The organism is Moraxella sp. (assembly GCF_030525845.1).
GTDB lineage: Bacteria > Pseudomonadota > Gammaproteobacteria > Pseudomonadales > Moraxellaceae > Moraxella.
Window position 1 is genome coordinate 12,202 of record NZ_JAUNDY010000011.1, and the last position, 22,315, is coordinate 34,516.

The 22,315-nt window shown below is 45.1% G+C and carries 23 protein-coding genes and 3 tRNA genes; 9 read left to right on the forward strand and 17 right to left on the reverse strand.

Going from position 1 to position 22,315, the window contains the following annotated elements; translation table 11 throughout:
* Positions 1 to 257 precede the first annotated feature (257 nt).
* The 3 genes from Q4B79_RS05585 to guaB form a co-directional block, all read right to left on the reverse strand.
* A complete protein-coding gene (locus tag Q4B79_RS05585; RefSeq protein WP_303085486.1) occupies positions 258 to 956 on the reverse strand; it encodes an LrgB family protein in 699 nt (232 codons plus the stop codon).
* Positions 956 to 1,333 carry a CidA/LrgA family protein gene (locus tag Q4B79_RS05590; RefSeq protein ID WP_303085446.1) on the reverse strand — a complete coding sequence of 126 codons (378 nt, stop codon included), beginning with the start codon at positions 1,331 to 1,333 and terminating at the stop codon, positions 956 to 958. The genes Q4B79_RS05585 and Q4B79_RS05590 overlap by 1 nt, the downstream gene beginning before the upstream one ends.
* Before the next feature lie 119 nt (positions 1,334 to 1,452).
* The gene (guaB, locus tag Q4B79_RS05595; protein WP_303085447.1) at positions 1,453 to 2,922 is read right to left on the reverse strand and encodes an IMP dehydrogenase; all 1,470 of its coding nucleotides are present in this window, start codon (positions 2,920 to 2,922) and stop codon (positions 1,453 to 1,455) included.
* Between the two features lie 321 nt (positions 2,923 to 3,243).
* Between guaB and Q4B79_RS05600 the strand changes: the two genes are divergently transcribed.
* Positions 3,244 to 3,540, forward strand: coding sequence for a hypothetical protein (locus Q4B79_RS05600; RefSeq protein ID WP_303085448.1), 297 nt, complete (start codon positions 3,244 to 3,246; stop codon positions 3,538 to 3,540).
* 43 nt (positions 3,541 to 3,583) lie between these two features.
* Here the strand turns inward: Q4B79_RS05600 and cysS are convergent, their stop codons facing one another.
* From cysS to leuS, 9 genes are all read right to left on the reverse strand, one after another.
* Positions 3,584 to 4,999, reverse strand: a complete 1,416-nt coding sequence (gene cysS / locus Q4B79_RS05605; RefSeq protein WP_303085449.1) for a cysteine--tRNA ligase — start codon at positions 4,997 to 4,999, stop codon at positions 3,584 to 3,586.
* Between the two features lie 75 nt (positions 5,000 to 5,074).
* Positions 5,075 to 7,045 carry a MacB family efflux pump subunit gene (locus Q4B79_RS05610; protein WP_303085450.1) on the reverse strand — a complete coding sequence of 657 codons (1,971 nt, stop codon included), beginning with the start codon at positions 7,043 to 7,045 and terminating at the stop codon, positions 5,075 to 5,077.
* 10 nt (positions 7,046 to 7,055) lie between these two features.
* A complete protein-coding gene (locus tag Q4B79_RS05615) occupies positions 7,056 to 8,330 on the reverse strand; it encodes an efflux RND transporter periplasmic adaptor subunit (protein ID WP_303085451.1) in 1,275 nt (424 codons plus the stop codon).
* Between the two features lie 162 nt (positions 8,331 to 8,492).
* Entirely contained in the window at positions 8,493 to 8,951 is a 459-nt protein-coding gene (locus Q4B79_RS05620) for a DUF6636 domain-containing protein (RefSeq protein WP_303085452.1), read from the reverse strand.
* Between the two features lie 31 nt (positions 8,952 to 8,982).
* A complete protein-coding gene (gene holA, locus Q4B79_RS05625) occupies positions 8,983 to 9,969 on the reverse strand; it encodes a DNA polymerase III subunit delta (RefSeq protein ID WP_303085453.1) in 987 nt (328 codons plus the stop codon).
* A 7-nt stretch (positions 9,970 to 9,976) separates the two neighbouring features.
* Positions 9,977 to 10,420, reverse strand: a complete 444-nt coding sequence (locus tag Q4B79_RS05630) for a hypothetical protein (protein ID WP_303085454.1) — start codon at positions 10,418 to 10,420, stop codon at positions 9,977 to 9,979.
* A 55-nt stretch (positions 10,421 to 10,475) separates the two neighbouring features.
* Positions 10,476 to 10,787 (reverse strand): hypothetical protein, encoded by a 312-nt coding sequence (locus tag Q4B79_RS05635; RefSeq protein WP_303085455.1) that lies wholly within the window; start codon positions 10,785 to 10,787, stop codon positions 10,476 to 10,478.
* A gap of 49 nt (positions 10,788 to 10,836) precedes the next feature.
* Positions 10,837 to 11,403 carry a hypothetical protein gene (locus tag Q4B79_RS05640; RefSeq protein ID WP_303085456.1) on the reverse strand — a complete coding sequence of 189 codons (567 nt, stop codon included), beginning with the start codon at positions 11,401 to 11,403 and terminating at the stop codon, positions 10,837 to 10,839.
* Between the two features lie 64 nt (positions 11,404 to 11,467).
* On the reverse strand, positions 11,468 to 14,071 hold the full coding sequence (gene leuS / locus Q4B79_RS05645) for a leucine--tRNA ligase (protein WP_303085457.1): 2,604 nt from the start codon (positions 14,069 to 14,071) through the stop codon (positions 11,468 to 11,470).
* Between the two features lie 101 nt (positions 14,072 to 14,172).
* Between leuS and Q4B79_RS05650 the strand changes: the two genes are divergently transcribed.
* Together Q4B79_RS05650 and Q4B79_RS05655 are read left to right on the forward strand one after the other, a co-directional pair.
* Positions 14,173 to 14,541 (forward strand): arsenate reductase family protein, encoded by a 369-nt coding sequence (locus Q4B79_RS05650; RefSeq protein WP_303085458.1) that lies wholly within the window; start codon positions 14,173 to 14,175, stop codon positions 14,539 to 14,541.
* A gap of 77 nt (positions 14,542 to 14,618) precedes the next feature.
* On the forward strand, positions 14,619 to 15,116 hold the full coding sequence (locus Q4B79_RS05655; protein WP_303085459.1) for a hypothetical protein: 498 nt from the start codon (positions 14,619 to 14,621) through the stop codon (positions 15,114 to 15,116).
* An 87-nt stretch (positions 15,117 to 15,203) separates the two neighbouring features.
* Here the strand turns inward: Q4B79_RS05655 and Q4B79_RS05660 are convergent, their stop codons facing one another.
* The 4 genes from Q4B79_RS05660 to dut form a co-directional block, all read right to left on the reverse strand.
* The gene (locus Q4B79_RS05660) at positions 15,204 to 16,196 is read right to left on the reverse strand and encodes a DUF4349 domain-containing protein (RefSeq protein ID WP_303085460.1); all 993 of its coding nucleotides are present in this window, start codon (positions 16,194 to 16,196) and stop codon (positions 15,204 to 15,206) included.
* Between the two features lie 94 nt (positions 16,197 to 16,290).
* On the reverse strand, positions 16,291 to 17,184 hold the full coding sequence (argB, locus tag Q4B79_RS05665; RefSeq protein ID WP_303085461.1) for an acetylglutamate kinase: 894 nt from the start codon (positions 17,182 to 17,184) through the stop codon (positions 16,291 to 16,293).
* Positions 17,185 to 17,195: 11 nt separating this feature from the next.
* A complete protein-coding gene (locus tag Q4B79_RS05670) occupies positions 17,196 to 17,753 on the reverse strand; it encodes a tetratricopeptide repeat protein (RefSeq protein ID WP_303085462.1) in 558 nt (185 codons plus the stop codon).
* Between the two features lie 38 nt (positions 17,754 to 17,791).
* Positions 17,792 to 18,256 (reverse strand): dUTP diphosphatase, encoded by a 465-nt coding sequence (gene dut, locus Q4B79_RS05675; RefSeq protein ID WP_303085463.1) that lies wholly within the window; start codon positions 18,254 to 18,256, stop codon positions 17,792 to 17,794.
* 166 nt (positions 18,257 to 18,422) lie between these two features.
* Between dut and Q4B79_RS05680 the strand changes: the two genes are divergently transcribed.
* The 4 genes from Q4B79_RS05680 to Q4B79_RS05695 all read left to right on the forward strand — a co-directional run bounded on the left by Q4B79_RS05680 (position 18,423) and on the right by Q4B79_RS05695 (position 19,743).
* Positions 18,423 to 18,498 (forward strand) — tRNA-Lys (locus tag Q4B79_RS05680).
* Positions 18,499 to 18,536: 38 nt separating this feature from the next.
* Positions 18,537 to 18,612, forward strand: a tRNA-Lys gene (locus tag Q4B79_RS05685).
* A 1-nt stretch (position 18,613) separates the two neighbouring features.
* A tRNA-Asn gene (locus tag Q4B79_RS05690) sits at positions 18,614 to 18,689 on the forward strand.
* Positions 18,690 to 18,843: 154 nt separating this feature from the next.
* On the forward strand, positions 18,844 to 19,743 hold the full coding sequence (locus tag Q4B79_RS05695; protein ID WP_303085464.1) for a hypothetical protein: 900 nt from the start codon (positions 18,844 to 18,846) through the stop codon (positions 19,741 to 19,743).
* A 236-nt stretch (positions 19,744 to 19,979) separates the two neighbouring features.
* Here the strand turns inward: Q4B79_RS05695 and Q4B79_RS05700 are convergent, their stop codons facing one another.
* Complete coding sequence (locus Q4B79_RS05700; RefSeq protein ID WP_303085465.1) at positions 19,980 to 20,969, reverse strand: bifunctional nicotinamide-nucleotide adenylyltransferase/Nudix hydroxylase; 990 nt, start codon at positions 20,967 to 20,969, stop codon at positions 19,980 to 19,982.
* Positions 20,970 to 21,070: 101 nt separating this feature from the next.
* Between Q4B79_RS05700 and nfuA the strand changes: the two genes are divergently transcribed.
* Together nfuA and Q4B79_RS05710 are read left to right on the forward strand one after the other, a co-directional pair.
* Positions 21,071 to 21,682 (forward strand): Fe-S biogenesis protein NfuA, encoded by a 612-nt coding sequence (gene nfuA, locus Q4B79_RS05705; protein WP_303085466.1) that lies wholly within the window; start codon positions 21,071 to 21,073, stop codon positions 21,680 to 21,682.
* Positions 21,683 to 21,800: 118 nt separating this feature from the next.
* Complete coding sequence (locus tag Q4B79_RS05710) at positions 21,801 to 22,289, forward strand: hypothetical protein (protein ID WP_303085467.1); 489 nt, start codon at positions 21,801 to 21,803, stop codon at positions 22,287 to 22,289.
* Positions 22,290 to 22,315 lie beyond the last annotated feature (26 nt).

Sequence of the window (22,315 nt, forward strand, 5' to 3'; positions counted from 1 at the left end):
TCTTGTGTTTTTGTGTATGTTCATTTGCAGTATTTTACCTTAATACTGTAAATAACGCGACTGTTTCTAACATATTATTGATTTTGGAACTTGGCCGACCATCCTTTAAGATAAGACCGCACACTTTGGTAAATTTACCAAAGTGCGTCCATCATACTTTATTTTATCATTTTATCAAACAACCCATTTAATTCAAAAATGAGTCATAATGTCGTTTTTCTTTAAATTAGAGATACCAAAACTGCTTTAACACACCCTCACAACAACAATGGCACAATCACAGGTGCTAAAAATGCCGTCAAAATCCCATTTAAAATCAGCCCCACTGTCGCATACGCCACAAACCTAGACCCCATCTGCATGACACGCACCGTCCCTAGTGCATGCGACGCTGTTCCCATTGCAAGTCCCCACGCCATCGGACGAGATGAACGCACCAGCACCAAAATCGCAATCCCCATCATCTGCCCCACCACACCTGCAATCAGCACCGTACTGGCGGTAATACCCATCACGCCACCGAGCTTATTGGTAACTTCGATGGCTATTGGCATGGTTACCGATTTGGCGGCGATGGCAGTGCTACTTTGCTCACTACCACCAAGTATCCAAATGAGCCACACCCCTGAAATGATGCCCGTGAGCGAACCGAGCACCTGAGAAATGATGATGGGTAACCACTGCATGCGAATCTTTTGCCATTGCACATACAAAGGCACCGCCAATGCCACCACCGCAGGTTGCAACCAAAACGTAAGATAGCCACTCGCTTTCTCAAAAGCCATCCAATCAATATCTAAAATATTTAATACAGCGATAACAATGATGGTTGTGATTAAAGTGGGATTGATGAGCTGACTTTTTAGGCGAGCTTTTAAAATCACACAACCTTCAAATACCGCAATCAACAAAAACAGCAAAAAGAATGGGCTGTCAAACAATGCCATGATATCCATCAAACGCCCTCCTTGCTTTGTGTGATATGCCGACGCTTTTGCCAGGCTCGTAGCCATTCGTAAGATTTGGCGGTTACAACAAGCACCAACACGGTACTGACCGCTGTTGCCACGATAAGCACCCATAAATCAGCACGAATGATGTCTAAATATTGCATGATAGAAATACATGCTGGCACCACCATCAACACCAAATAATCCAGCAAAGTCTTAGCTAACGTTTGTACGCTTTCTAATTTTATCACACCCATTTGTAACCCACTAAACAAAATTAGCAATCCTATCACGCTTGGTGGCAGAGGCAGTTTGGTTATGGCAATAAAAATCTCGCCTAAAAACACACAACCAAAAATAATCAAAAAAGCCTTTAAAATCATCTTAGCCTATTTCATCTTCAAGAACCTAAATCATTGTACAAAAAATCCCAATATTTTGCACCGCCTATTTTAAAAAAACACCCCAAGTCATTGAGGTGCTTTTATTACATTTAAGAATTTTAGCCCTGACGATAATTCGGGGCTTCTTTGGTAATCTGCACATCGTGAACGTGCGACTCTTTCATACCTGCCGAAGTAACACGCACAAATTTGGGCTTTTCCTTCATTTCACTGATGGTTTTGCAGCCTGTATAGCCCATTGATGAGCGAAGTCCGCCTGCCATTTGATTCACAATCCCTGCCACAGGACCTTTATAAGGCACACGCCCTTCGATGCCTTCTGGCACAAGTTTCTCCACACCATCTTTACTGTCTTGAAAATATCTATCAGATGAGCCATTTGCCCCACTCATCGCCCCAAGACTGCCCATTCCACGATAGGCTTTGTAGTATCGCCCTTGATACAGCTCCACTTCCCCAGGGGCTTCTTCTGTGCCAGCCAAAAGACTGCCAACCATAATACAGCTTGCTCCTGCCACAATCGCCTTTGCCATATCGCCAGAAAAACGAATACCGCCATCTGCAATCAGTGGAATGCGGTCTTGCAAGACTTCTGCCACATCGCTAATCGCCGAAATCTGTGGAACGCCCACGCCTGCGATGATACGAGTGGTACAAATAGAGCCTGGTCCAATGCCCACTTTGACCGCGTCCGCCCCTGCGTCAAACAAGGCAAGTGCCGCATCGCCTGTGGCAATGTTACCGCCGATGACTTGCACTTGTGGGTAGTTTTTCTTTACCCAGTTCACACGGTCAATCACACCTTTGGAATGTCCGTGAGCGGTGTCCACAATGATAACATCAACGCCCGCACCGACAAGGGCTTCCACACGAGCTTCGGTGTCCGCCCCTGTACCAACCGCCGCCCCTACACGCAAGCGACCTTTGTCGTCTTTGCAAGCATTGGGGTTGTTTTCAGCTTTACTAAAATCATTAACGGTAATAAGACCCTTTAAGTGACCGTTGTCATCAGTCACAATCACTTTTTCAATGCGGTGTTCGTGTAGCAAACGTTTGATGTTTTCGGTAGATTCACCTTCACGCACCGTAACGAGTTTTTCTTTTGGGGTCATCACGCTTGACACGGGCTGACTAAAATTGTCGGTAAATCGCACATCACGGTGCGTTACAATGCCCACCACTTGCTTGTTTTCGTCCACGACAGGCACGCCGCTGATTTTGTGTTCGGCGGTGATTTTTAAAAGTTCGCCCACCGTCACATCAGGCGTTACGGTAACAGGGTCAGCCACCGTGCCTGCTTCAAATTTTTTGACGTGGCGGACTTGGCGAGCTTGACGAGCAATGTCCATATTTTTATGGATAATGCCCATACCGCCAAGCTGTGCCATAGAAATGGACATTTTGGCTTCGGTAACGGTATCCATCGCCGCCGAAATTAGGGGCAAGTTTAGGGTAATTTCTCTGGTTAATTTCGTGGTAAGATTGACCTGCTTAGGCAACACTTCTGAATAAGCAGGGAGCAATAGCACATCATCAAAGGTTAGGGCTTCGTTTACAATTCTTAGCATAATTTTTTCTCTCTTGGTTAATAAAACGGTCATTTACCCCAAAATTTTACCCATCTTAAAACCGAAAAAGGCTAAGCAGTCATCTGCCTAGCCTTTTATGCTTGCCCTGTGGGGCGGTGTGAAATGAGGTATCGGTTCATATCAATTTATCAAAACAAATTTTTTGGGTATAAATTGACGGTGTATTATAGCATAGATGGATAAAATTGCAAGCAAAATTATATCGCCAAATAACAAATTGCCACAAAAAAGATGTACTTTAGTAAACCATCTATGTTATATTTTATCATATTTAATCTTAGCAATACTGGATAAACACCCATGAAATTTCCACTGATGGTCTTAGGCACTACTTTATTGGGTGCTTGTGCAACCAACCAACAAGCCAATCAACACAATGTCATCATTGATAAACCTGTGCATTGCCCCATGTACTATCAGCCCATCTGTGCCACCCTACAAAAAGATGGGCAACAATTTAAAAAAACCTTTGGCAATCATTGCTCCGCCCATGCCTTTACCCCTGATGATACTCAGGTAATTGACATCATAGATGGAGTGTGCGATGGGGGTACACTTACCCCCACAAAACTGATACCACACCAATATCACGACTAATGACACATCAAAAAAACCACCTGCAATGCAAGTGGTTCTTGTGCTAAACTCTTCGCCAGCTTGTCCCAGCTCGCCCATCTTCTAACTCCACGCCTTTTTCTTTTAATTCATTACGAATGCTATCGGCTAGGGCAAAGTTTTTGTCTTTTTTAGCATTAGCACGAGCCTCAATCATCGCCAAAATTTCACTCTCGGACAAGGCATTTTCATCGGTACTGCTTTGCAAAAATTCATTTGGGTTTAATTGAGCGATGTTTAATACACTTGCCAAAGTCTTTAAAATCACCGCATAATTTTTGGCAATTTCCATCTCATCATTTTTTACCGCTTTATTGACTTCACTTGCCAATGAAAATAATACGCTAATGGCTTTGGCGGTATTAAAATCATCATTCATCGCCTTTGTGAATGCCCGCCCAAAGTCTGATTGCCAAGCCGTTTCGTCAAGTTCAACCGTATCAAACGGCTTTAAGGCGTGGTATAGACGAGAGAGTGCCGAATGACTTTCTTTTAAAGCGGCATCCGAATAATTAATCGGACTTCTATAATGACTTGACACAATAAAAAACCGCACCGTTTCGGCGTGAAAATCTTGCAAAACTTCTCGCACGGTAAAAAAGTTATTCAGCGATTTGCTCATTTTTTCGCCATCAATATTAACAAAGCCCATATGGAGCCAGTTGTTAGCATAAGTTTTGCCCGTTGCTCCCTCAGATTGGGCGATTTCATTTTCGTGATGGGGAAATTGCAAATCGTGTCCACCGCCATGAATGTCAAAGCTCTCGCCAAGGCAGCAGGTACTCATCGCCGAGCATTCAATGTGCCAACCAGGGCGACCTGCCCCCCAAGGGCTTTGCCATTTGGTCTCATTTGGCTCGCTTTCTTTGGCGGATTTCCACAGCACAAAGTCAAAGGGGTGTTTTTTGTCGTCCACCGCATCCACCCGCTCTGATGCCCCTGCCTGCATATCGGCAAGTTTGCGTTTGGAGAGTTTGCCATAGCCGTCAAAATTTTCTACGGCATAATACACATCTCCCCCCTCCCCTTGATAGGCAAGGTTTTTGTCTTGTAATTTGCCAATCAAATCTTGCATTTGGTTGATATAGTCGGTGGCTTTTGGCTCATTGGTGGGGCGAAGACAACCAAGTTTGTCCGCATCTTCGTGCATTGCCTTAATAAAGCGGTCGGTCAGCTCATAAATACTCTCGCCATTTTCGTCCGCTCGCTTGATGATTTTGTCATCAATGTCGGTGATGTTACGCACATAATTGACATCATAGCCAAGTTTCATCAGCCAGCGATAAATGACATCAAAGCCAATCATCACCCGTGCGTGTCCAATATGGCAATAATCATAAACAGTCATTCCGCAGACATACATGCCTACTTTGCCTGCCGTCATGGGGGTAAATGGTTGTTTTTGGGCGGTTAGGGTATTGTATAAATGCAGGTCGGTCATTGTTTTGCCTAGTCAAATAAAATCAGATTATAATACCTAATTTTTGTTAAAATTTCCACCTTTTAGGGTAAGTGATTAATTATGTGCCAAAGCATCCACAGGATTTAGCCTAGAAGCATTGCGAGCGGGTAAAAAGCCAAAAACCACCCCAATGAGTGTTGAGCAGACAAAAGCAACCACGATGGAGAGTGGCGAATAAATCACAGCAAAGCTACCACCACCAAACTTGTTAATCACTCCGCCAATGCCAAATGCCATGAGTATCCCAAGCACCCCACCCAAGATACACACGAGTACCGCCTCAATGAGAAATTGCCCCATGATATCGGATTGCCTTGCTCCTACTGCCATGCGTACGCCAATTTCGCTGGTGCGTTCGGTTACGGATACGAGCATGATGTTCATCACGCCAATACCGCCCACGATGAGCGAGATGATGGCGATGGACGAGATGAGTAGCGTCATGGTGGCGGTGGTGGATTGTATCGTTTCTTTAATGGAGTCGGTGTTCATGATGTTAAAATCTTCTTCGCCATGACGAGACTTGATGAGTTCAGTAATGGCGGTCTCAGCAATAGCAGATGATGTATCATCATCAATAAGTACCACAAAACGGTCAATGTAGCTTGTGCCAAGCATGCGATACATCACGGTTGTATAAGGCATATAGACGGTGGGCGAGTTACTGGTGCGAGCAAAAGATGAGTTTTTTTGCGACAACACACCCACGACACGAGCAGGGACGTTGCCGACAAGTAAAGTTTGTCCGATGGGATTGCCTTGACTATTGAAGTAGGTTTTGTAGGCGTTTTGGTCAATGATGACATCTTGGGAAGCTGTGGCAATACTTTGGCTATCAAAACCTTGCCCCATAGACAAACTTTCACCCGTTACTGACAAATAGTCCTTGCCTACGCCGTTAATCGTGCCTGTGGCGTCAATGTTTTCAAAGCGAATGCTCATGCTTTTATTGACCATAGGGCTGACCGATAGGGCGTAGGGTTGACCCGCCACCGCTTCTGCATCCGCTACGGTAAGGTTGTCTCGCCCAAATCTACGGCGTGGGTCGCCAAAGGGATAGCCATTCATCACGGTAATGGTGTTTGTGCCAAGTGCGTTGATGTCGGCTAGGATTTTGGCTTGTGAGCCTTGCCCAAGCCCTACGATGGACACCACAGAGGCAATGCCAATGATGATGCCAAGCATGGTCAAAAGCGTCCGCATTTTGTGGGCTTTCATGGCATAAATGGACATTTTGAAGGCTTCTTTTAGCCTGTCCATGACCCCAAGCCACGCACTTTTTGAGCCAAAGGTATTTTTGCTCACAGGATTGGCATGGTCGGCGTGCGGTTTTTTGTGGGCGGTATAATAATCGGCAATGACATGACCGTCTTTTAGCTCAATCACACGCTCAGCTTGCTGTGCCAATGCAGGGTCATGCGTTACCATGATGATGGTATGCCCTTCGTCTTTGAGCTTGTGCAAAATGTTCATGACTTCTTTGCCAGAGCCGCTATCCAAAGCCCCTGTTGGCTCGTCCGCTAGAATAATGTCGCCACCATTCATCAAGGCACGAGCGATAGAAACACGTTGCTGTTGTCCGCCTGAGAGCTGATTGGGGCGGTTTTGGGTTTTTTCGCCAAGCCCAAGTTGAGTGAGTAGTTCTTTGGCACGTTCACGACGTTTGGCGGTGTCCATGCCTGCATAGACGGCAGGTACAGTTACGTTGTCAAGGGCATTGATGTCGCCAAGCAAATGATAGCGTTGGAAAATAAAACCAAAATGCTCACGGCGAAGTTTGGCAAGGTCTTCTGCGTCCATGTCGTCCACCGATTTGCCAAAAATGGTATAACTGCCACTTGTGGCTTTGTCAAGACAGCCCAAAATATTCATGAGCGTACTTTTGCCTGAGCCTGATTGACCGATGATAGCGACCATCTCGCCTTGATAAAGCGTCAAATCAATACCATGCAAAATGCGAATGTTGGTGTCGCCTGCGGGAAATTCTCGCACCAGATTTTTGACTTCGATGAGTGGGGTTTTCATGTCTTACCCCTTATCGCATCATCGGTGGACGGTTGTTTTGTTTTTGTCCAACTTGGGGCGTGGCTTCGCCAATGACGATTTTATCGCCCACGTTAAGCCCTGATTTGATTTCAACATTAACACGGTTATTTAAGCCAATTTGCACTTCCACAGGTTTGGCGATGCCATCTTTACCCACCACACGCACGCTGTATTTGCCATTTTCGTTTTTCAGGGCGGACGAGGGAATGGTCAGTACGTCTTTGACAGCGTCTGTGATGATGTTGACTTGGGCGGTCATGTCAATGCGAAATTTGCGTTCGGCATTATCCACGTCCAGATAGCCGATATAATACACGGCAGAATCGGTGCTGCTGGTGGTGCTGATGTTTTCGGGGGCAGGTTCTACACCTGTCAGCACCGCATCAAACTGCTGGCTAGTATTGCCAATGATGTTAAAGCGAGCGGGTAAGCCTGCTTTGACATTGACCACATCCGCCTCGCTGATTTGAGCTTTGATACGAACAGAGCTAAGGTCAGCGAGCGTTACGATGGTGGGGGCGGATTGGTTGGCATTGACCGTTGTCCCTTCTTTTTGGGTAACAGAAACGACCGTGCCGTCCATCGGAGCGACAATGGTGGTTTTGTTCAAATCCTCACTGGCAGTAGAAAGGTCATTTTGGGCTTTGTTGATGCCTGCTTTTTGGCTAGTGATGGTAGCACGAGCGTTGGCAACGTCATTTTTGGCGTTGGCAAGGTTGGTTTTGGCGATGTCCACATTTGCCTTGGCAACTTCAACGGCGATTTTGGCATCGTCATAATCTTGGCGACTGATGGCATCGATGGCGATAAGGCTTTCTAGACGGTCAAGGGCTTGCTGGGCTTTTTTTAGTTCAGCAATGCGTGCGTTTAGGGTGGCTTCACTGCTGGCAATACTACCCAAAGATGATTCGAGATTTGCTTGGGCTTGGGCGAGATTTGCCCCTGCGTTGGAGACGGTATTTTGTTTTTCAACTTGACTGATTTGAGCAATGATGTCGCCCTTTTTGACCTCATCGCCCACGTCCACATACAACTTAACAATGCGTCCTGAGACCTCCGCCCCCACATCCACGCTTTGTATGGCTTTGACTTTGCCACTTGCCATGACGGTATTTTCAATGTCGCCCATCACCACCTCTGCGGTGAGATAAGATGGCGGGGTGGGCTTGGGTTTTAAAAATTGGTACACAATCAACCCTAAAACGCCCAAACAAACAATAATCATGACCCATTTTAAAGCAGTAGATTTTTTGGTGGTAGACATGGATTTTCCAAAATAAGACAAAAATTTAACCATCAAGTTTTGACATGATATCAAATTGATTTTGATAAAATATAAAAAAATGGCATTGTTTTGTGGGAATTTGTTAAAAAATGTTAACTAAATAAAAAGGCAAGTCATCGCCTTTTGCCAAACATCAAGAAGTTACCACGTTTTTTGGGCGGATTTGCTCACAAAAAATCCCCCACCCAGATGATTGGTACACGTCATACCTGCACTTTGGCTGGTGCATTGCCAGCCGTTGCCTTTGATGGTTTGACCATATTTGAGGGCAGGTGCGTCCACCTTCCAAAAAACATCGCCATGACACACGCCCTCATATTTGCCACGACCTTTGGCAAGCACCGTAAATCCTGCCGTCCAATCCAAATCGCAATCCTTTTCACGTTGGGTGGCTTTGATGGCGTTGGCATGCTCAAAGATAAAACAACGCACGCCCTGACGTGGATAATCCTCATAGGTTACGCCATCGCCCTGACAGACGATGTTACCCGTAGGCGAGCGAAAATTTTTGGCAAAATAACCATCAGCAAAACTGCTGGCAATCGCTGGCATGCTCACAAGCCCTACACACAGCCCAGCACACAATAAGCTCTTTTTCATCGCAAGCCTCTATATTGACAAACAATCAATTTTAACGAATCCCACACATCGCCAAACACAGTCGTTCTAGCTCGCCCCATGCGTCCATGCCTGACACGCCCTTGATGGCTTTATCAATGGCATAGATTTGGCTTAGCCAGTCGCCACTCATGCCCTGCGTGCGCTTGGCAATGTTTGTGTATAAATGTACTTTATTTTGCCAAATGCCAAGCTCACTTGGATTTTTGCCTGATTGGATTTGCAAAATGAGGCGAGCGTCTTTGGCTAATGCCCAAAGCACGATGCTGGGGGCGGTGTCGGTGTGTTTAAGATGATTTAAAATGGTCAAAGATTTGTTGATGTTTGTCGTTAAAATATTGTCAGATAGATGAAATACCGTAAAATCCATACCATCCACCAAAGATACAGACAGCTCCTCTATCCCCGCCTGCGTGTACAAAAAGGAAGTTCGCCACAGGCACTGGTACGCTGACAACAGATTATGCTCGGTGTGTGATAACAGCATTTGCCATGCATCGTCTGTGAGGGTTAGCCCAAGCTCACGTGCTTTGATGATCAGAACTTCCTTGCGAATGGCTTCATTGATATTGCCATCAATGAGTAGTCCTTCATTATCAAAGAGTTTTAGTGCTTTGGTATTTAGGGATTTTTTATCCTGTTTAGATAAGCACCAAAGCAGATGATTGGCACTATGTCCAGCAGACACATCATCGGCAAATCTAGCAAGTTTATCCAAAGTTTTGACATCAGGCTTGTGATTGCCAGAGACGATGACAGCGACATTATCGCCAAATAAAGGTAGGTCGTTTAGCTTGGCAAGCACATCTAGCCATGACTTTGGCGAGGTCAGCTCCATGCGTACCGCCAGCTGGTTGTTATCTTGCCAATGCAGGCGACACGCATCAACAAGCCACTGATGAAGCAGAACCTCATCAGTATGAATGACCCAAATCCCCTGCACAGGCGTGCGATGTTTGTGTTTTAGGTCGTCAAAAATCGATAAAAATCGCTGTTGCACTACACGCTCACTGACCCAACGTCATGGCTCGATAACGTGCCACAATCCGCTCGCCAAGCTGGTCATAAAGCCATTTTTTACCCTCTTCGCCCTGCTGGTCAAGCGTAACGACGCTTGCTTCATTATATTGATAACTTTGCTCAACCTGCATGGGCATGCTCGTGGCAGTCTCCCCCATACGGATGGTGATGTTTGCACTTAACACCAGACGAATCTCGGTCAGCGTCCCAACCAATCTATAACGATGAAATTTCAGGTTTTGCACGTCAATTTGGTTGGTGCTAACACCGTGTTGCAGACCCATCATGGACAAGTGCTTTGTCAGGGCTTGTTTTAGGTGGAGAGCCTCTTGATTATCATCAAGAGATAATTGCACAGTCTGATAAGCGACAGGCGTGTTCAAATCCTGAGTGCCACGCAATGTAAAACCACAGCCTGATGTAATGAACATGGATGTGCAACATAAAACGGCAAGTATTTGTTTTAGCATGAGAATTTATTAAATTTTATTTGGTAAAAAATGCAACACCATAACCTATCCAATAAGTCGCCAACGCCAAAATTACTGCCGTAATCACGCTTGCGATGTTGCGAACCACAGGAGGAGCGATGGAGGTTTGGGTGGTATTTTCATCACGGACGACAAGCTCGCTTTCAGCTTTTAGGTAGCCTAAGCGTAATAGTGCATGTACGCCCGCAAAAACAAGGATAACCGCCCAATGAATTTGCAAAAATCCCACCACCAAATTGACCAAAATGGCGACATTGGATAACAGGCTAAATAATTTGGTTTTTGGCATGGTAAACAAAAATAACATGAAATTCCCTTTATTGTATCCAACTTACCGTTCATTGTCAAAATATGTATTATTTTTCAAAAATCTCAAAACCCAAGTTTGTGGCTTTTTCCAAATCGGCTTTGTCAATGGTAAAGACGTTCACGCTACCCGTTCCACCACCACATACGGATGGATACATGCGGTCCAACTGGTCTTTTCGGCTGCCATAAATGGCAATGCCGTCCAGCTCTTTTACCATCGTCTGTGGTTCAATGCCCGCCCCTGCACATTGACGAGAGCCATCGCTTTTATACACTTCAATGCGGTTTGCTCGCTCCTCTGCCAGCATTTTTGCCATCGCCTCCTCCCAATCTGCACAAGGATGACGCACATAATCCACCTTGTCCGCCAACTCATCGGACGAAAGCTGACCGTCTTTGTTGTCATCAAGGCGGTTAAAGGCTCTTTTGTTAACTTTAAAATTGAGCTTATAATCATCAGCTTGTTTTATTTTGATAAATTCAGCACGGCTCAACTGCCCATCTTGGTTTTTGTCAAATTGATGAACAAACCCAAATTCAGGCGATACTGCCGAACACGCAAAAGCGGTGGGAGCGGATAGGGCAAAAACTAGGACAAGAAGTAACTTTTTCATAAAATACCCATCAAAAAACATCATAAAGATAGGGAGTATCATCACCCCCTATCTTATCAGCACATCAAACCACGATACTCACTAGCTTGTTGGGGACAACAATCACTTTTTTAGGCTCGCCTGTGATGAACTTGGCAACACTCTCCTCAGCCAGTGCCATTTGCTTGATGGCTTCGTTGTCCGTGCCTGTTGCCACCTCAATCTCGCCACGCACTTTGCCGTTGATTTGGATCGCCATCGTGATACTGTCAGCGACTAAGGCAGATTTGTCAAGGGCTGGGAAAGTCAGCGTACGGCTATCAAAGCCAAATTGTTCAAGCACATATTCGCCCACATGCGGAGCGTATAGAGCCAGCAAACTAAACAGCGAAATCAAGGCTTCATGACGCACCGCCAAATCGTTGTCGCTTGCCACCACAAACGTCCCAATCTCATTGGCAAGCTCCATGAGCGATGACACAGGCGTGTTCAACGCCAAATGCTCGCCAAGTGCCACGTCAATCTTGGCAATGGTTTCGTGCGTTTTACGGCGAAGGTCTTTGGCAGGCTTGGACAAATTAGCGGTATCGATGACGAGGGCAGATTTGTCTTTACCTTCGATGGCGGTTAAATGCTCATCAGCAAGTCGCCAAACTTTTTTCACAAAATTGTGCGGACCTTTTAGGGCAGAATCCGACCACTCTAAGGTTTGGTCAGCAGGGGCGGTAAACATGGTGTACAATCGTACGGTATCCGCTCCGTATTCGTCCATGATGGTTTGGGGGTCTACGCCGTTATTTTTGGATTTGGACATTTTTTCGATTTTACCAATCGTAACAGGCTGACCGTCTGCAAGTAAAATCGCTTCGTTGCCACGCACTTCGACTTCATGAGGGAAATAATACGTGGTTGAGCCGTCCGCATTTTCACGATAAAACGTCCCAGCCAATACCATGCCTTGAGCGAGTAGCTGCTCAAAAGGCTCGCTACCGCCCACCAAGCCCTCATCACGCATGACTTTGTGGAAAAAGCGGGCATAAAGTAAGTGCAAAATGGCGTGTTCGATACCGCCCACATATTGATTGACCGACAGCCATTTATCCGCCCCAGCACGTCCAACCATTTGGGTGTCGTCATGTGGCGTGGTAAAACGCTGGGCGTACCAGCTAGACTCCACAAAGGTATCAAACGTATCGGTCTCACGCTCGGCAGGTTGTCCGCATTTTGGACAAGTACAGTTGACAAATTCAGGCATGTTTTTGAGGGGGTTGCCACGCCCATCAGGCACGACATCGGTCGGTAGCACGACAGGGAGCTCATTCTCAGGCACAGGCACCGTTCCGCAGTATTCACAGTTAATCATCGGCACAGGGCAACCCCAATAACGCTGACGACTCACGCCCCAATCTCTTAGGCGGTAGTTAACGGTTTTCTCGCCCAAGCCTTTTTCGCCAAGTAGCTCGGCAACTTTGTCAAAGGCACCGTTAAAATCCAGCCCATCTAATGCACCGCTATTGACACACACACCCGTTTTTTCGCCATACCACTCTGCCCAAGTCGTGCTGTCAAAGTCGGAAGTTTTGTCTTTGTTGTCAATCACTTGAACGATTGGCAAATGATATTTGTTAGCAAATTCAAAATCACGCTCATCATGTGCAGGCACGCCCATTACCGCCCCAGAGCCATAGCTCATGAGGACATAGTTGGCGACCCACACAGGTACATCTTTACCTGTAATCGGGTGCTTGACCGTCAGCCCCGTGTCCATGCCCAGTTTTTCGGCTTTGGCAAGGTCAGCCTCCGCCACCGAGCCTTGTTTGCAAGTGTTGATAAAGGCTTGTAATTCAGGATTATTTTGGCTGGCGTGCGTGGCGAGGGGGTGTTCGGCGGCAACAGACAGATAAGTTACCCCCATGAGCGTATCAGGACGAGTGGTAAATACGCTAATCGTATCCGCTTGACCATCAATCTCATAAGGAAAATGAATTTCCATGCCATACGAACGACCAATCCAGTTGCCTTGCATGGTCAGCACTTGTTTTGGCCATTTGCCCTCTAATTGTTTTAGGTCATCAAGTAGCTCATCGGCATAGTCAGTGATTTTAAAAAAATACATCGGCACATCACGCTTCTCGACCAATGCCCCAGAACGCCAGCCACGACCTTCGACGACTTGTTCGTTGGCAAGAACAGTATTATCCACAGGGTCCCAGTTGACAGTAGCGAGCTTTTTATAGACCAAGCCTTTTTTATAAAGCTGGATAAATAGCCATTGTTCCCATTTATAATAATCAGGCGTGCAAGTGGCAAATTCACGAGACCAATCAATAGAAAGCCCCAACGCTTTGAGCTGACCACGCATGTGCTCAATGTTGGCAAAAGTCCATTTGGCAGGGGCAACGCCGTTGTCAATGGCAGCATTTTCGGCAGGCAAACCAAAGGCATCCCAACCCATCGGTTGCATGACATCATAGCCCTTTTGGCGATAATAGCGAGACAGTACATCGGTGATGGCGTAGTTACGCACGTGTCCCATGTGGAGCTTGCCACTTGGATAAGGGAACATGGAGAGCATGTAGCGAGTGGGCTTACCGTTGTCGTTGTTGTCGGTAACGTAGCGGTTGTCGGCTTGCCATTTGGCTTGCTGGGCTTTTTCAACCGCTTTAAAATCGTAGTCGTTTAGGCTCATAATCGTCTCAAAATGATGTAAAAATAGAAAAATGCGGATTATTATAGCTTAATTTTGTTATAATTTGCCAATATTTTTCAACTGACGATTTGGAGAAATTCATGCTCACTGTCTACGGCATCAAAAATTGCAACACCATGAAAAAATGCTTTGATTTTTTAAACAACAAAGGCATGACTTATGAGTTTTTTGATTATAAAAAATCGGTGTTATCACAAGTGGATTTTGAAAAATTTATGGCGACTTTTGGCGACAAAGTCATCAACCGTCAAGGCACGACTTACCGCAAATTTGATGACGACACCAAAGCGATTTTGGCAAGTGGCGATATGTTCGCCATGTATAACATCATCAAAGACAACCAAAGCGTGCTAAAACGCCCCATCATCATGGGCGAGTTTTACGGTCAAGCGGTGGCGTTGATTGGTTTTGATGAGGGGGCGTGGCATGAAGTGTTTGGCGTGTTGTGAGTATGGCATAATATAATAAATCAATCTGCTTTTGGTGGATTTGTCGGAGTAGATGTTGAGTTATGATATCTAAGAGAGTGAATTGGGCGCGTATGATGAAAAAATATGTATTGGGCGTATGTCTTGCGTTATCGGTACAGGCAAGTGCCTATGATGGAGCAATGGTGGATTTTACCGCAGATTTGTTTGGTCAAGCGATTGCAGAAGGCATACTTACAGCTTTTGAAAGTAATGATATGGATAAAAGGGCGTGCGTCCTTGAGCAACTAACACCCATCGCGAATAATGTTGTCAGGCGTTATGTGAGGCAAAGCTTGACAAAAGAGGAAAGGTTGTTAATGGACGATTTCCTTGATATGCCACTTGGTCAAGCACTCTACGATGAATTGAACTTTTCAGGCATTCGTGAATTTGGCAGTAGCTTTGATGACAGTCAGTATTATCAGGCTGAGTATGTCAAATATCTTGATGTCATTCATAAATACTTTAATGAAATAAGGGAAAATACTCCAGAGTTGCTTGGTGGTGAGATCAAAGATGAAATATTGAATTCTGCGGTCGAATGCCGAATGTAAATTATTTTAGAGTAGATTTTCATAAGTAGACATACAGTTTTATTCACAGCAAGATAACTTTACCATGAATAAAACTGTTTTGGTATATTATGATTTATTATCCATCTCATCATTGACCTTATTTTCTATTTTCTTTGCTTTTATCCTAAAAGGTTTATGCCGCAAGGGTTTAAACACCTTTTTCCAAAGCACAACCAGCACCACCAAGCCTGCGACAAATGCCCAAAGGTTGGCAAGCCATAGGATGAATTGTAAAAAGTACTGCCAGCCATACCCAAGATTTTGGCGGAATTGATGTCCAAAGTTGTGGCGTTGGTCTTTGGTGATGTGGGCGTGCGTGTTTGGCGTGATGCTCTCAAAAATCTCTGGATTTTGATGAAAATTAAGCTCAATCGTGCTAAACGCCACCTGTTCGGCAAGAGCCTGACGGTCAAGCTCGGCTAGGGCTTGGCGGTATTTGGATTGGGTCATGGTGTCAATGTGGGCAGATTTGTCCGCCAAATCGTCCGTGTTGGTGACGGAGAGTTGGTTAAGTGCTTGCTGTTTTTGGGCTCCAATGTGGGCGTGTAGTTTTTCACGTTGTAAATCTAAGGCGACATCGGTGGTGCTAAATGATTGGGATTCCAAAAAGACCACTTGTCCCTGCACGCCCTTTAAAAACTCGCCTACGTTTGCCTTTGGGATTCGCACAATCATCTGTCCATGACGCACAAACTGGGTCAATACTTTAAGCCGTTCGTTGCCAATGGGGTAACTTTGGGTGTCGGTGGTTTGGTTATAGACGTGGCTTTTTTGGACATAACCACCCATGCGTAGGGTGAGCGTTTCTAGCGTTTCCACACTTTTGACGACATCTTGGACGCTAAAATGAGCGTTGGCGTTGATGATGAATTGTTTGTCGGCAAGGTGGGCTTGCTCATGCTGGTCGGTGATGTGGCTTTGTAGGGTGAGTTCGGTGCTATCGCCAGCCATTTCTGCCATTTGCGAGCTTGCCATGTCGGTATAGTCAGCATCATGCGGGGCAGGCGAGCAAGCGGATAACAAACCAATCAAAACGATGAGCGTGAGAGATTTTTGCATGGCAGGAGCTTAGTGTGGATTTGTGGTAGTGTAAATCATTTTTATTGACAATGCAATGTTAAAAAAACACGGTCATCAAACCGTGTTTTGTTGTTTAAATCTCTCTTAAAATCTGCGTACCCACCCCTTCATCGGTAAAGATTTCAAGTAGGCAAGCGTGTGGTACTCGTCCATCGACGATGGTGGCACTTCTAAGCCCTGCTTTGACAGCGTCCAGTGCCCCTGCGATTTTGGGAATCATGCCCCCACTAATCGTGCCGTCTGCGATGAGATTATCGACATCGGTGGGGGTGAGCGAGGTTAGGACATTGCCTTCTTTGTCTAGCACGCCTTTGATGTTGGTGAGTAGGAGCAGGCGTTCAGCGTTTAAAAACTCTGCCACTTTGCTTGCCACAAGGTCAGCATTGATGTTATAGGTTTCGCCCTGTTCGTCCACGCCAAGCGGAGCAATGACGGGGATAAAATCACTGTGGATAAGCATGTTAATCACGTCAGTATTGACACTCGCCACCTCGCCCACAAAGCCCAAATCAATCGGGCTACCGTCTTTGCCTGTCATTGCCATTTTGGTGGCTTTAATCAGGCTTGCGTCTTTACCTGTCAAGCCAATGGCACTACCGCCATGTTTGTTGATGAGATTGACAATCGATTTGTTGACCGAGCCACCCAGTACCATTTCCACCACATTCATGGTGTCTTTGTCAGTCACACGCATGCCGTCAATGCGGTCGGATTCTTGCCCAAGTTTGGCAAGCAGTTCATCGACCTGAGGCCCACCGCCATGCACCACCACAGGGTGAATGCCCACCGTTTTGAGTAGGACAATGTCTCTGGCAAACGAGCTTTCTAATACAGGGTCGGTCATGGCATTGCCACCGTATTTAACCACGATGAGTTTGTCTTTATAACGCTGAATGTAGGGCAAGGCGGTGGTGATGACCTCTGAGGTGTGTTTGGCTTCGTCTAGGGTTAAAGATTTGTGTTGCATGAGTGTTCCTTTTAGGGGTTGTCTTGTTGTAATAACTGTAAATTTTCACAAGCGAGTGGGTGATTTTGCTCACAGGCTTTTGTATACCAATGCTTGGCAAGGGCGATGTCTTGGGGTACGCCTTTGCCAAATTCATATAGGATTGCCAAATTATTTTGGGCTTTGGCATGATCTTGCTTGGCAGAGAGCGTGAACCATTTGGCAGACTCTACCAAATTCTCTGATATACCATGGCGACCCATATAAATCAGCCCCAAATTATACTGTGAGCTGGCATGACCTTGCAGGGCGGATTTGCTGTACCATTCTATTGCTTGGGTAGATTCAAACTTTTGGTCATAATGACTGCCCAAATAATACTGAGCCCCCATATGACCTTGCGTGGCGGATTGATGAAGCAGTTCAATGGCTTGATGATTGTCCTCATAGGTGTTTTTGTCAAGATGTGCCAAGGCAAGCTCAAACTGAGCTTGGGCGTTATCATTGACACTTGCCACCTCAGTAGCATGAGCACTCAGCAAGGTGAATAATGCCAATAAGCCAAATGTTAGAACATAGGATTTCATCATGATTTGCCCCAATGTTGCCGTTAATGTAGGGAGTTTGATTATTTAACCCCAGAACTACCAAATCCCCCTGCCCCTCGTTCGCTAACATCGCTAAACTCCTCCACGATGTCAAAGGCAGGACGCACCACAGGCACGACCATGTACTGAGCCATGCGTTCGGCAGGATTTAGGGTAAAATCGGTCTTGCTTCTGTTCCATACCGACACCATAAGCTCGCCTTGATAATCCGCGTCAATGAGCCCCACCAAATTACCAAGTACAATGCCATGCTTATGCCCAAGCCCTGAGCGAGGCAGGATAAGCCCTGCAAAATTGGGGTCAGCGATATAAACAGCAAGCCCTGTGCCAATGAGTTTGGTTTCACCTGCACGGATAATCACAGGCTCATCAATACACGCCCTGAGGTCAATGCCTGCTGAGCCGTCTGTGGCTCGGGTGAGTAGGGGGAAATCTGGATCAGTGCCGATTTTGGGGTTTAGGATTTTGACTTGGACAGAGTTCATAGGCTACCCTTGTTGTATAAGATGGTTCATTTTAAGGATTTGCCCTCAAAAAAGCAACGCCAAAGCCCCAAACTTACCCCTTTTTTATCGATTTAAAAAAAAATTTATAAAAAACGCTTGACACCACAAAATTTCGGTGTATAATACGCACCACATTTAGTGATAAGGGTCGTTAGCTCAGTTGGTAGAGCAGTTGACTTTTAATCAATTGGTCGCAGGTTCGAATCCTGCACGACCCACCATTTATCCTAAATTTACCAAAGTAAGCCTTGTGCTTATTGGGTCGTTAGCTCAGTTGGTAGAGCAGTTGACTTTTAATCAATTGGTCGCAGGTTCGAATCCTGCACGACCCACCATTCCCCAATAGCTCAGTCGGTAGAGCATCGGACTGTTAATCCGTGTGTCCCTGGTTCGAGCCCAGGTTGGGGAGCCATATTTAAAAACCCTTTTCTGTCATGGAAAAGGGTTTTTGCTTTCTTGTGGTTTTTATTCATACAAATAAAACACCCTTTCAAACAAATCAACTTGCGGGGGGGGGGGGGGAGATTTGCTACAATAAAAAAAATCTCTACAAAAAGGTAATTTCCATGCAACAAAACTCATTAAAGATGTTGACCTGCATAGCTCCCCTGCTGTTTCTTGTGGCTTGCAGTTCTGCTGATGACACAAACACCACCAATGAACAAAACACCCCAGCACCAGTCAGCACTGCTTACGAGGCATTCCAGCCAAAAACCGCTGAGGATTTTTTAGATGGCGACCCACGTTATCCATCTGTCAATATTGATTCAAAATTGCAATATTTGCGTTATTTATATATGGCAAAATTCCCTGATAAATTAACCGACGAACAAAAAGTTGCAGAAATGGTTGAGGGTTATTACGATGAAGGCAATGCCTTTACCAAAAAAGAAATTTTTGACCGAGAAATTGCCATCATCAATCAAGAAATCGCCAAATATCAAGGCGATTATGCTTTTAAAGTGCCGTTAATTATCGCTGACAGAGATGTTAGCTATAACATTAGTGCCGATTTTACCCAAAAGCAGACAGAGCTAAACTTAACCTCTTATATGCTCTCTTATATCAATGCATTATACATGGAATTGGAAGCCTATGATTTTAAAAAACAAGGCTTTCCTAGAATGAGTTGTGAATTTTCCGCAAATGATATCGGTGAATTTAAACTTGATGAACCCTCTGTTAAGATTGGTAAATTTAATGTGGTGGACACAAAAGCAGTCTTTGAACCCAATGAAGACTGTGTATTTGTGGTTACTGACGAAAACCTTGCCAGAGAAATTGAGGAAATAAGAAATAACAACCCTGAATTACTCATGACTATCGGTACGGTATATTATTCTGTTACCGCCAAAGACGATAAACTATTTATTAATCCCACTCATGCTGATTTGGCATTGATACATATTGAAAATCCAGAAAATATATTATCAACATTGCATTTAACATGGGACAAGCTCAAATAACTACTTAATACCATTTTTTTGGTTGTTTTACCTTAAAGAAAATATTATTACAAAACCAAAATCATCACAGTATTCTTTTGGGGCGTAAAAATAACTACATTTATTCATTTGAAAAAAATTGCCATTTGGTTATTGCAAACACTCTACCAATCCTGTGATGATTTTAGGTCTCAAATTATAATTACTCCCCATAATTATGGTTGATGATTTTATTTTGCGATTGCATTTTTGCTCATTTAAAGCCCCAGCATTTTAACAATCACTCCATAATGATCTTCAAACATCATCGCACCATCTAGTTCACCAAGTGGCAACCAAAAAGCACGATTGGCATCATCGCCCCCTTTAACCTCTGGCAAGGCATCGCCAAAAAGCTCAAAATAAAACACACTCGTTACGGTTCGCCCACGAGCCGAGCGGTCTGGCTTGTCAAAAATTTGCGTATCTTTTAGGGTATTTTTATCAATTACCAGCCCTGTCTCCTCATACAGCTCCCGCAACGCACATTCAAGAAGCGTCTCATTTTGGTCTAAAAATCCTCCCGCCAACGCATACAGCCCACGCCCATACTCGCCCCCTCGCTCAATGAGTAGCACATGACCTGCCTGCACCACCAAAGCATCCGCCGTCACAAAAACTGGCGGATAAGGGGTGTGTTGCCATGCTTTTTGACAATCTAAAATGTGCTGATGTTCACGTTGTAGGTTGGTAAATTCCTCACTATTTTTAAAATTTACCAAAAAGTCAGCAACATTGGCAGGTAAATTTTTATCAATCAACCCTTGCCCAAAATACGCTTCTCGCATGGGTGTGGCGGAGAGATTGGCGTGATTTTCGGCAAAAATTTGCTCCATGTGCGGAAAAAGCGACAAATAATAAGAACTTTTATCCTTATGATAGCCAATCATTCCCACCCGCCCCACTCCGCCTGTGGTATGAAAAACAGTCGATTGGACATTGGCAAGCCATTTGACATCATTATAAGGGTCATCATCAAGTGGCGTACATAGGATGCGACCATCATACTCCTTACCAAAGGCATTTAAAATCATCCCCACCCGTTCCTCATAGGTAAAGGGATTTTTAAGCGTGCGTGGCGAATTGACCGAGCCGATGAGTATCATGACATTTTTTGCCAAAGTCAAAGCATGACGCACCACCGCTTGATGCCCATCATGAAAAGGCTGAAAACGACCGATAAATACCAAATAATCAAATTGAAACATTTTAAATCCCATCATTAGAAAAATTAACCTTGATAAAATAAATTATGCTACCATAAAGACTAAAATTTTAAAAATAAACCCTTAAAAAAGCGAATCAAACCATGAGCGACATCCCAACCTGCAACATTACCATTACTGAATCCGCCCAAGCTTACCTTGCCGAACTTCTTGCCAAACAAGAGGTAGAGGGTATTGGCGTGCGTATCTTTGTCGAACACGCAGGCACGCCCCGAGCCGAGTGCTGTATGAGCTACTGCCAACCTGACGAAGTGGATGAGGACGACCTACAAATCCCCTACCCTGCCTTTGTTGCTCACATTGACACGCCAAGCATTCCATATTTGCTTGATGCGGTGATTGATTATAACAAAGACCGCTTTGGTGGACAACTGACCTTTCGTGCTCCCAACGCCAAAGTTCCCCAAGTAGGCGAAAACGCCAGCATTGAGGAGCGTATCAACTACGTCCTTCAATCCGAAATCAACCCCCAACTTGCCAGTCATGGCGGTCATGTTGAGCTGATTGAAGTGGTCGAAGATGAAGCAGGCAAAACCGCCGTACTCAAATTCGGTGGAGGCTGTCAAGGATGTAGTGCGGTTGATGTGACACTTCGTCAAGGCGTGGAAGTTCAGCTTAAACAACAAATCCCTGAGCTAACCCAAGTCATTGATGAGACTGACCACACTCAGACGAGCAATGCGTATTATAAATAATAAAAGGGCGATTTGCCCTTTTTGATTTTTTACACTTTGACCGCATGGCAGATTGGCATACTTTACCAATAACAAAAATATGATATAATATATCAGTTTTATGAATAAAGAGGTTATCATGAAAAAATTATCGGCTCTTTGCCTTATTACCACGCTTGTTTTGACCGCCTGCCAGCAACCAAACTCCGAAGCCCCAGAGCAATCCAATCAAACTGCCACGCCCACTGAGCAGACTCATGACCATAACCATAACCATGACCATGACCATGCTCACACCCATGAGCATGAGCACGATAACCATGAACACCACGAACATGGCGACCACGCTCACAATCACGACCACGCCCATCATGATGGCGACAAATATCAATGTGGCGACAAGGCAGTGCATATTGCCGTACATGACCACGAAGGAGAGATTGAGGCTCATCTAACTTATGATGGCATTACCTATGATTTGACAGAAGACGTACAAACCAAAGGACGATTTACCTCTGATGATGGTATCATGGGCGAAAATAAAGGTATGGTTCTTACCATGAGCGATGACAAGGCAACACTAGCCACGCTTGATGGCACGACTACACTTGAATGCACCAAAAGCTAAACCCTCCGAGCATTTGGCTGTCAGAG

Excerpts from the sequence above, each read along its gene's own strand:
- Q4B79_RS05585 (WP_303085486.1), bottom strand. The coding sequence starts at position 956 with ATGGATATCATGGCATTGTTTGACAGCCCATTCTTTTTGCTGTTTTTG.
- Q4B79_RS05590 (WP_303085446.1), bottom strand. The coding sequence starts at position 1,333 with ATGATTTTAAAGGCTTTTTTGATTATTTTTGGTTGTGTGTTTTTAGGC.
- guaB (WP_303085447.1), bottom strand. The coding sequence starts at position 2,922 with ATGCTAAGAATTGTAAACGAAGCCCTAACCTTTGATGATGTGCTATTG.
- Q4B79_RS05600 (WP_303085448.1), top strand. The coding sequence starts at position 3,244 with ATGAAATTTCCACTGATGGTCTTAGGCACTACTTTATTGGGTGCTTGT.
- cysS (WP_303085449.1), bottom strand. The coding sequence starts at position 4,999 with ATGACCGACCTGCATTTATACAATACCCTAACCGCCCAAAAACAACCA.
- Q4B79_RS05610 (WP_303085450.1), bottom strand. The coding sequence starts at position 7,045 with ATGAAAACCCCACTCATCGAAGTCAAAAATCTGGTGCGAGAATTTCCC.
- Q4B79_RS05615 (WP_303085451.1), bottom strand. The coding sequence starts at position 8,330 with ATGTCTACCACCAAAAAATCTACTGCTTTAAAATGGGTCATGATTATT.
- Q4B79_RS05620 (WP_303085452.1), bottom strand. The coding sequence starts at position 8,951 with ATGAAAAAGAGCTTATTGTGTGCTGGGCTGTGTGTAGGGCTTGTGAGC.
- Q4B79_RS05630 (WP_303085454.1), bottom strand. The coding sequence starts at position 10,420 with ATGTTCATTACATCAGGCTGTGGTTTTACATTGCGTGGCACTCAGGAT.
- Q4B79_RS05635 (WP_303085455.1), bottom strand. The coding sequence starts at position 10,787 with ATGTTATTTTTGTTTACCATGCCAAAAACCAAATTATTTAGCCTGTTA.
- Q4B79_RS05640 (WP_303085456.1), bottom strand. The coding sequence starts at position 11,403 with ATGAAAAAGTTACTTCTTGTCCTAGTTTTTGCCCTATCCGCTCCCACC.
- leuS (WP_303085457.1), bottom strand. The coding sequence starts at position 14,071 with ATGAGCCTAAACGACTACGATTTTAAAGCGGTTGAAAAAGCCCAGCAA.
- Q4B79_RS05650 (WP_303085458.1), top strand. The coding sequence starts at position 14,173 with ATGCTCACTGTCTACGGCATCAAAAATTGCAACACCATGAAAAAATGC.
- Q4B79_RS05660 (WP_303085460.1), bottom strand. The coding sequence starts at position 16,196 with ATGCAAAAATCTCTCACGCTCATCGTTTTGATTGGTTTGTTATCCGCT.
- argB (WP_303085461.1), bottom strand. The coding sequence starts at position 17,184 with ATGCAACACAAATCTTTAACCCTAGACGAAGCCAAACACACCTCAGAG.
- Q4B79_RS05670 (WP_303085462.1), bottom strand. The coding sequence starts at position 17,753 with ATGATGAAATCCTATGTTCTAACATTTGGCTTATTGGCATTATTCACC.
- dut (WP_303085463.1), bottom strand. The coding sequence starts at position 18,256 with ATGAACTCTGTCCAAGTCAAAATCCTAAACCCCAAAATCGGCACTGAT.
- Q4B79_RS05695 (WP_303085464.1), top strand. The coding sequence starts at position 18,844 with ATGCAACAAAACTCATTAAAGATGTTGACCTGCATAGCTCCCCTGCTG.
- Q4B79_RS05700 (WP_303085465.1), bottom strand. The coding sequence starts at position 20,969 with ATGTTTCAATTTGATTATTTGGTATTTATCGGTCGTTTTCAGCCTTTT.
- nfuA (WP_303085466.1), top strand. The coding sequence starts at position 21,071 with ATGAGCGACATCCCAACCTGCAACATTACCATTACTGAATCCGCCCAA.
- Q4B79_RS05710 (WP_303085467.1), top strand. The coding sequence starts at position 21,801 with ATGAAAAAATTATCGGCTCTTTGCCTTATTACCACGCTTGTTTTGACC.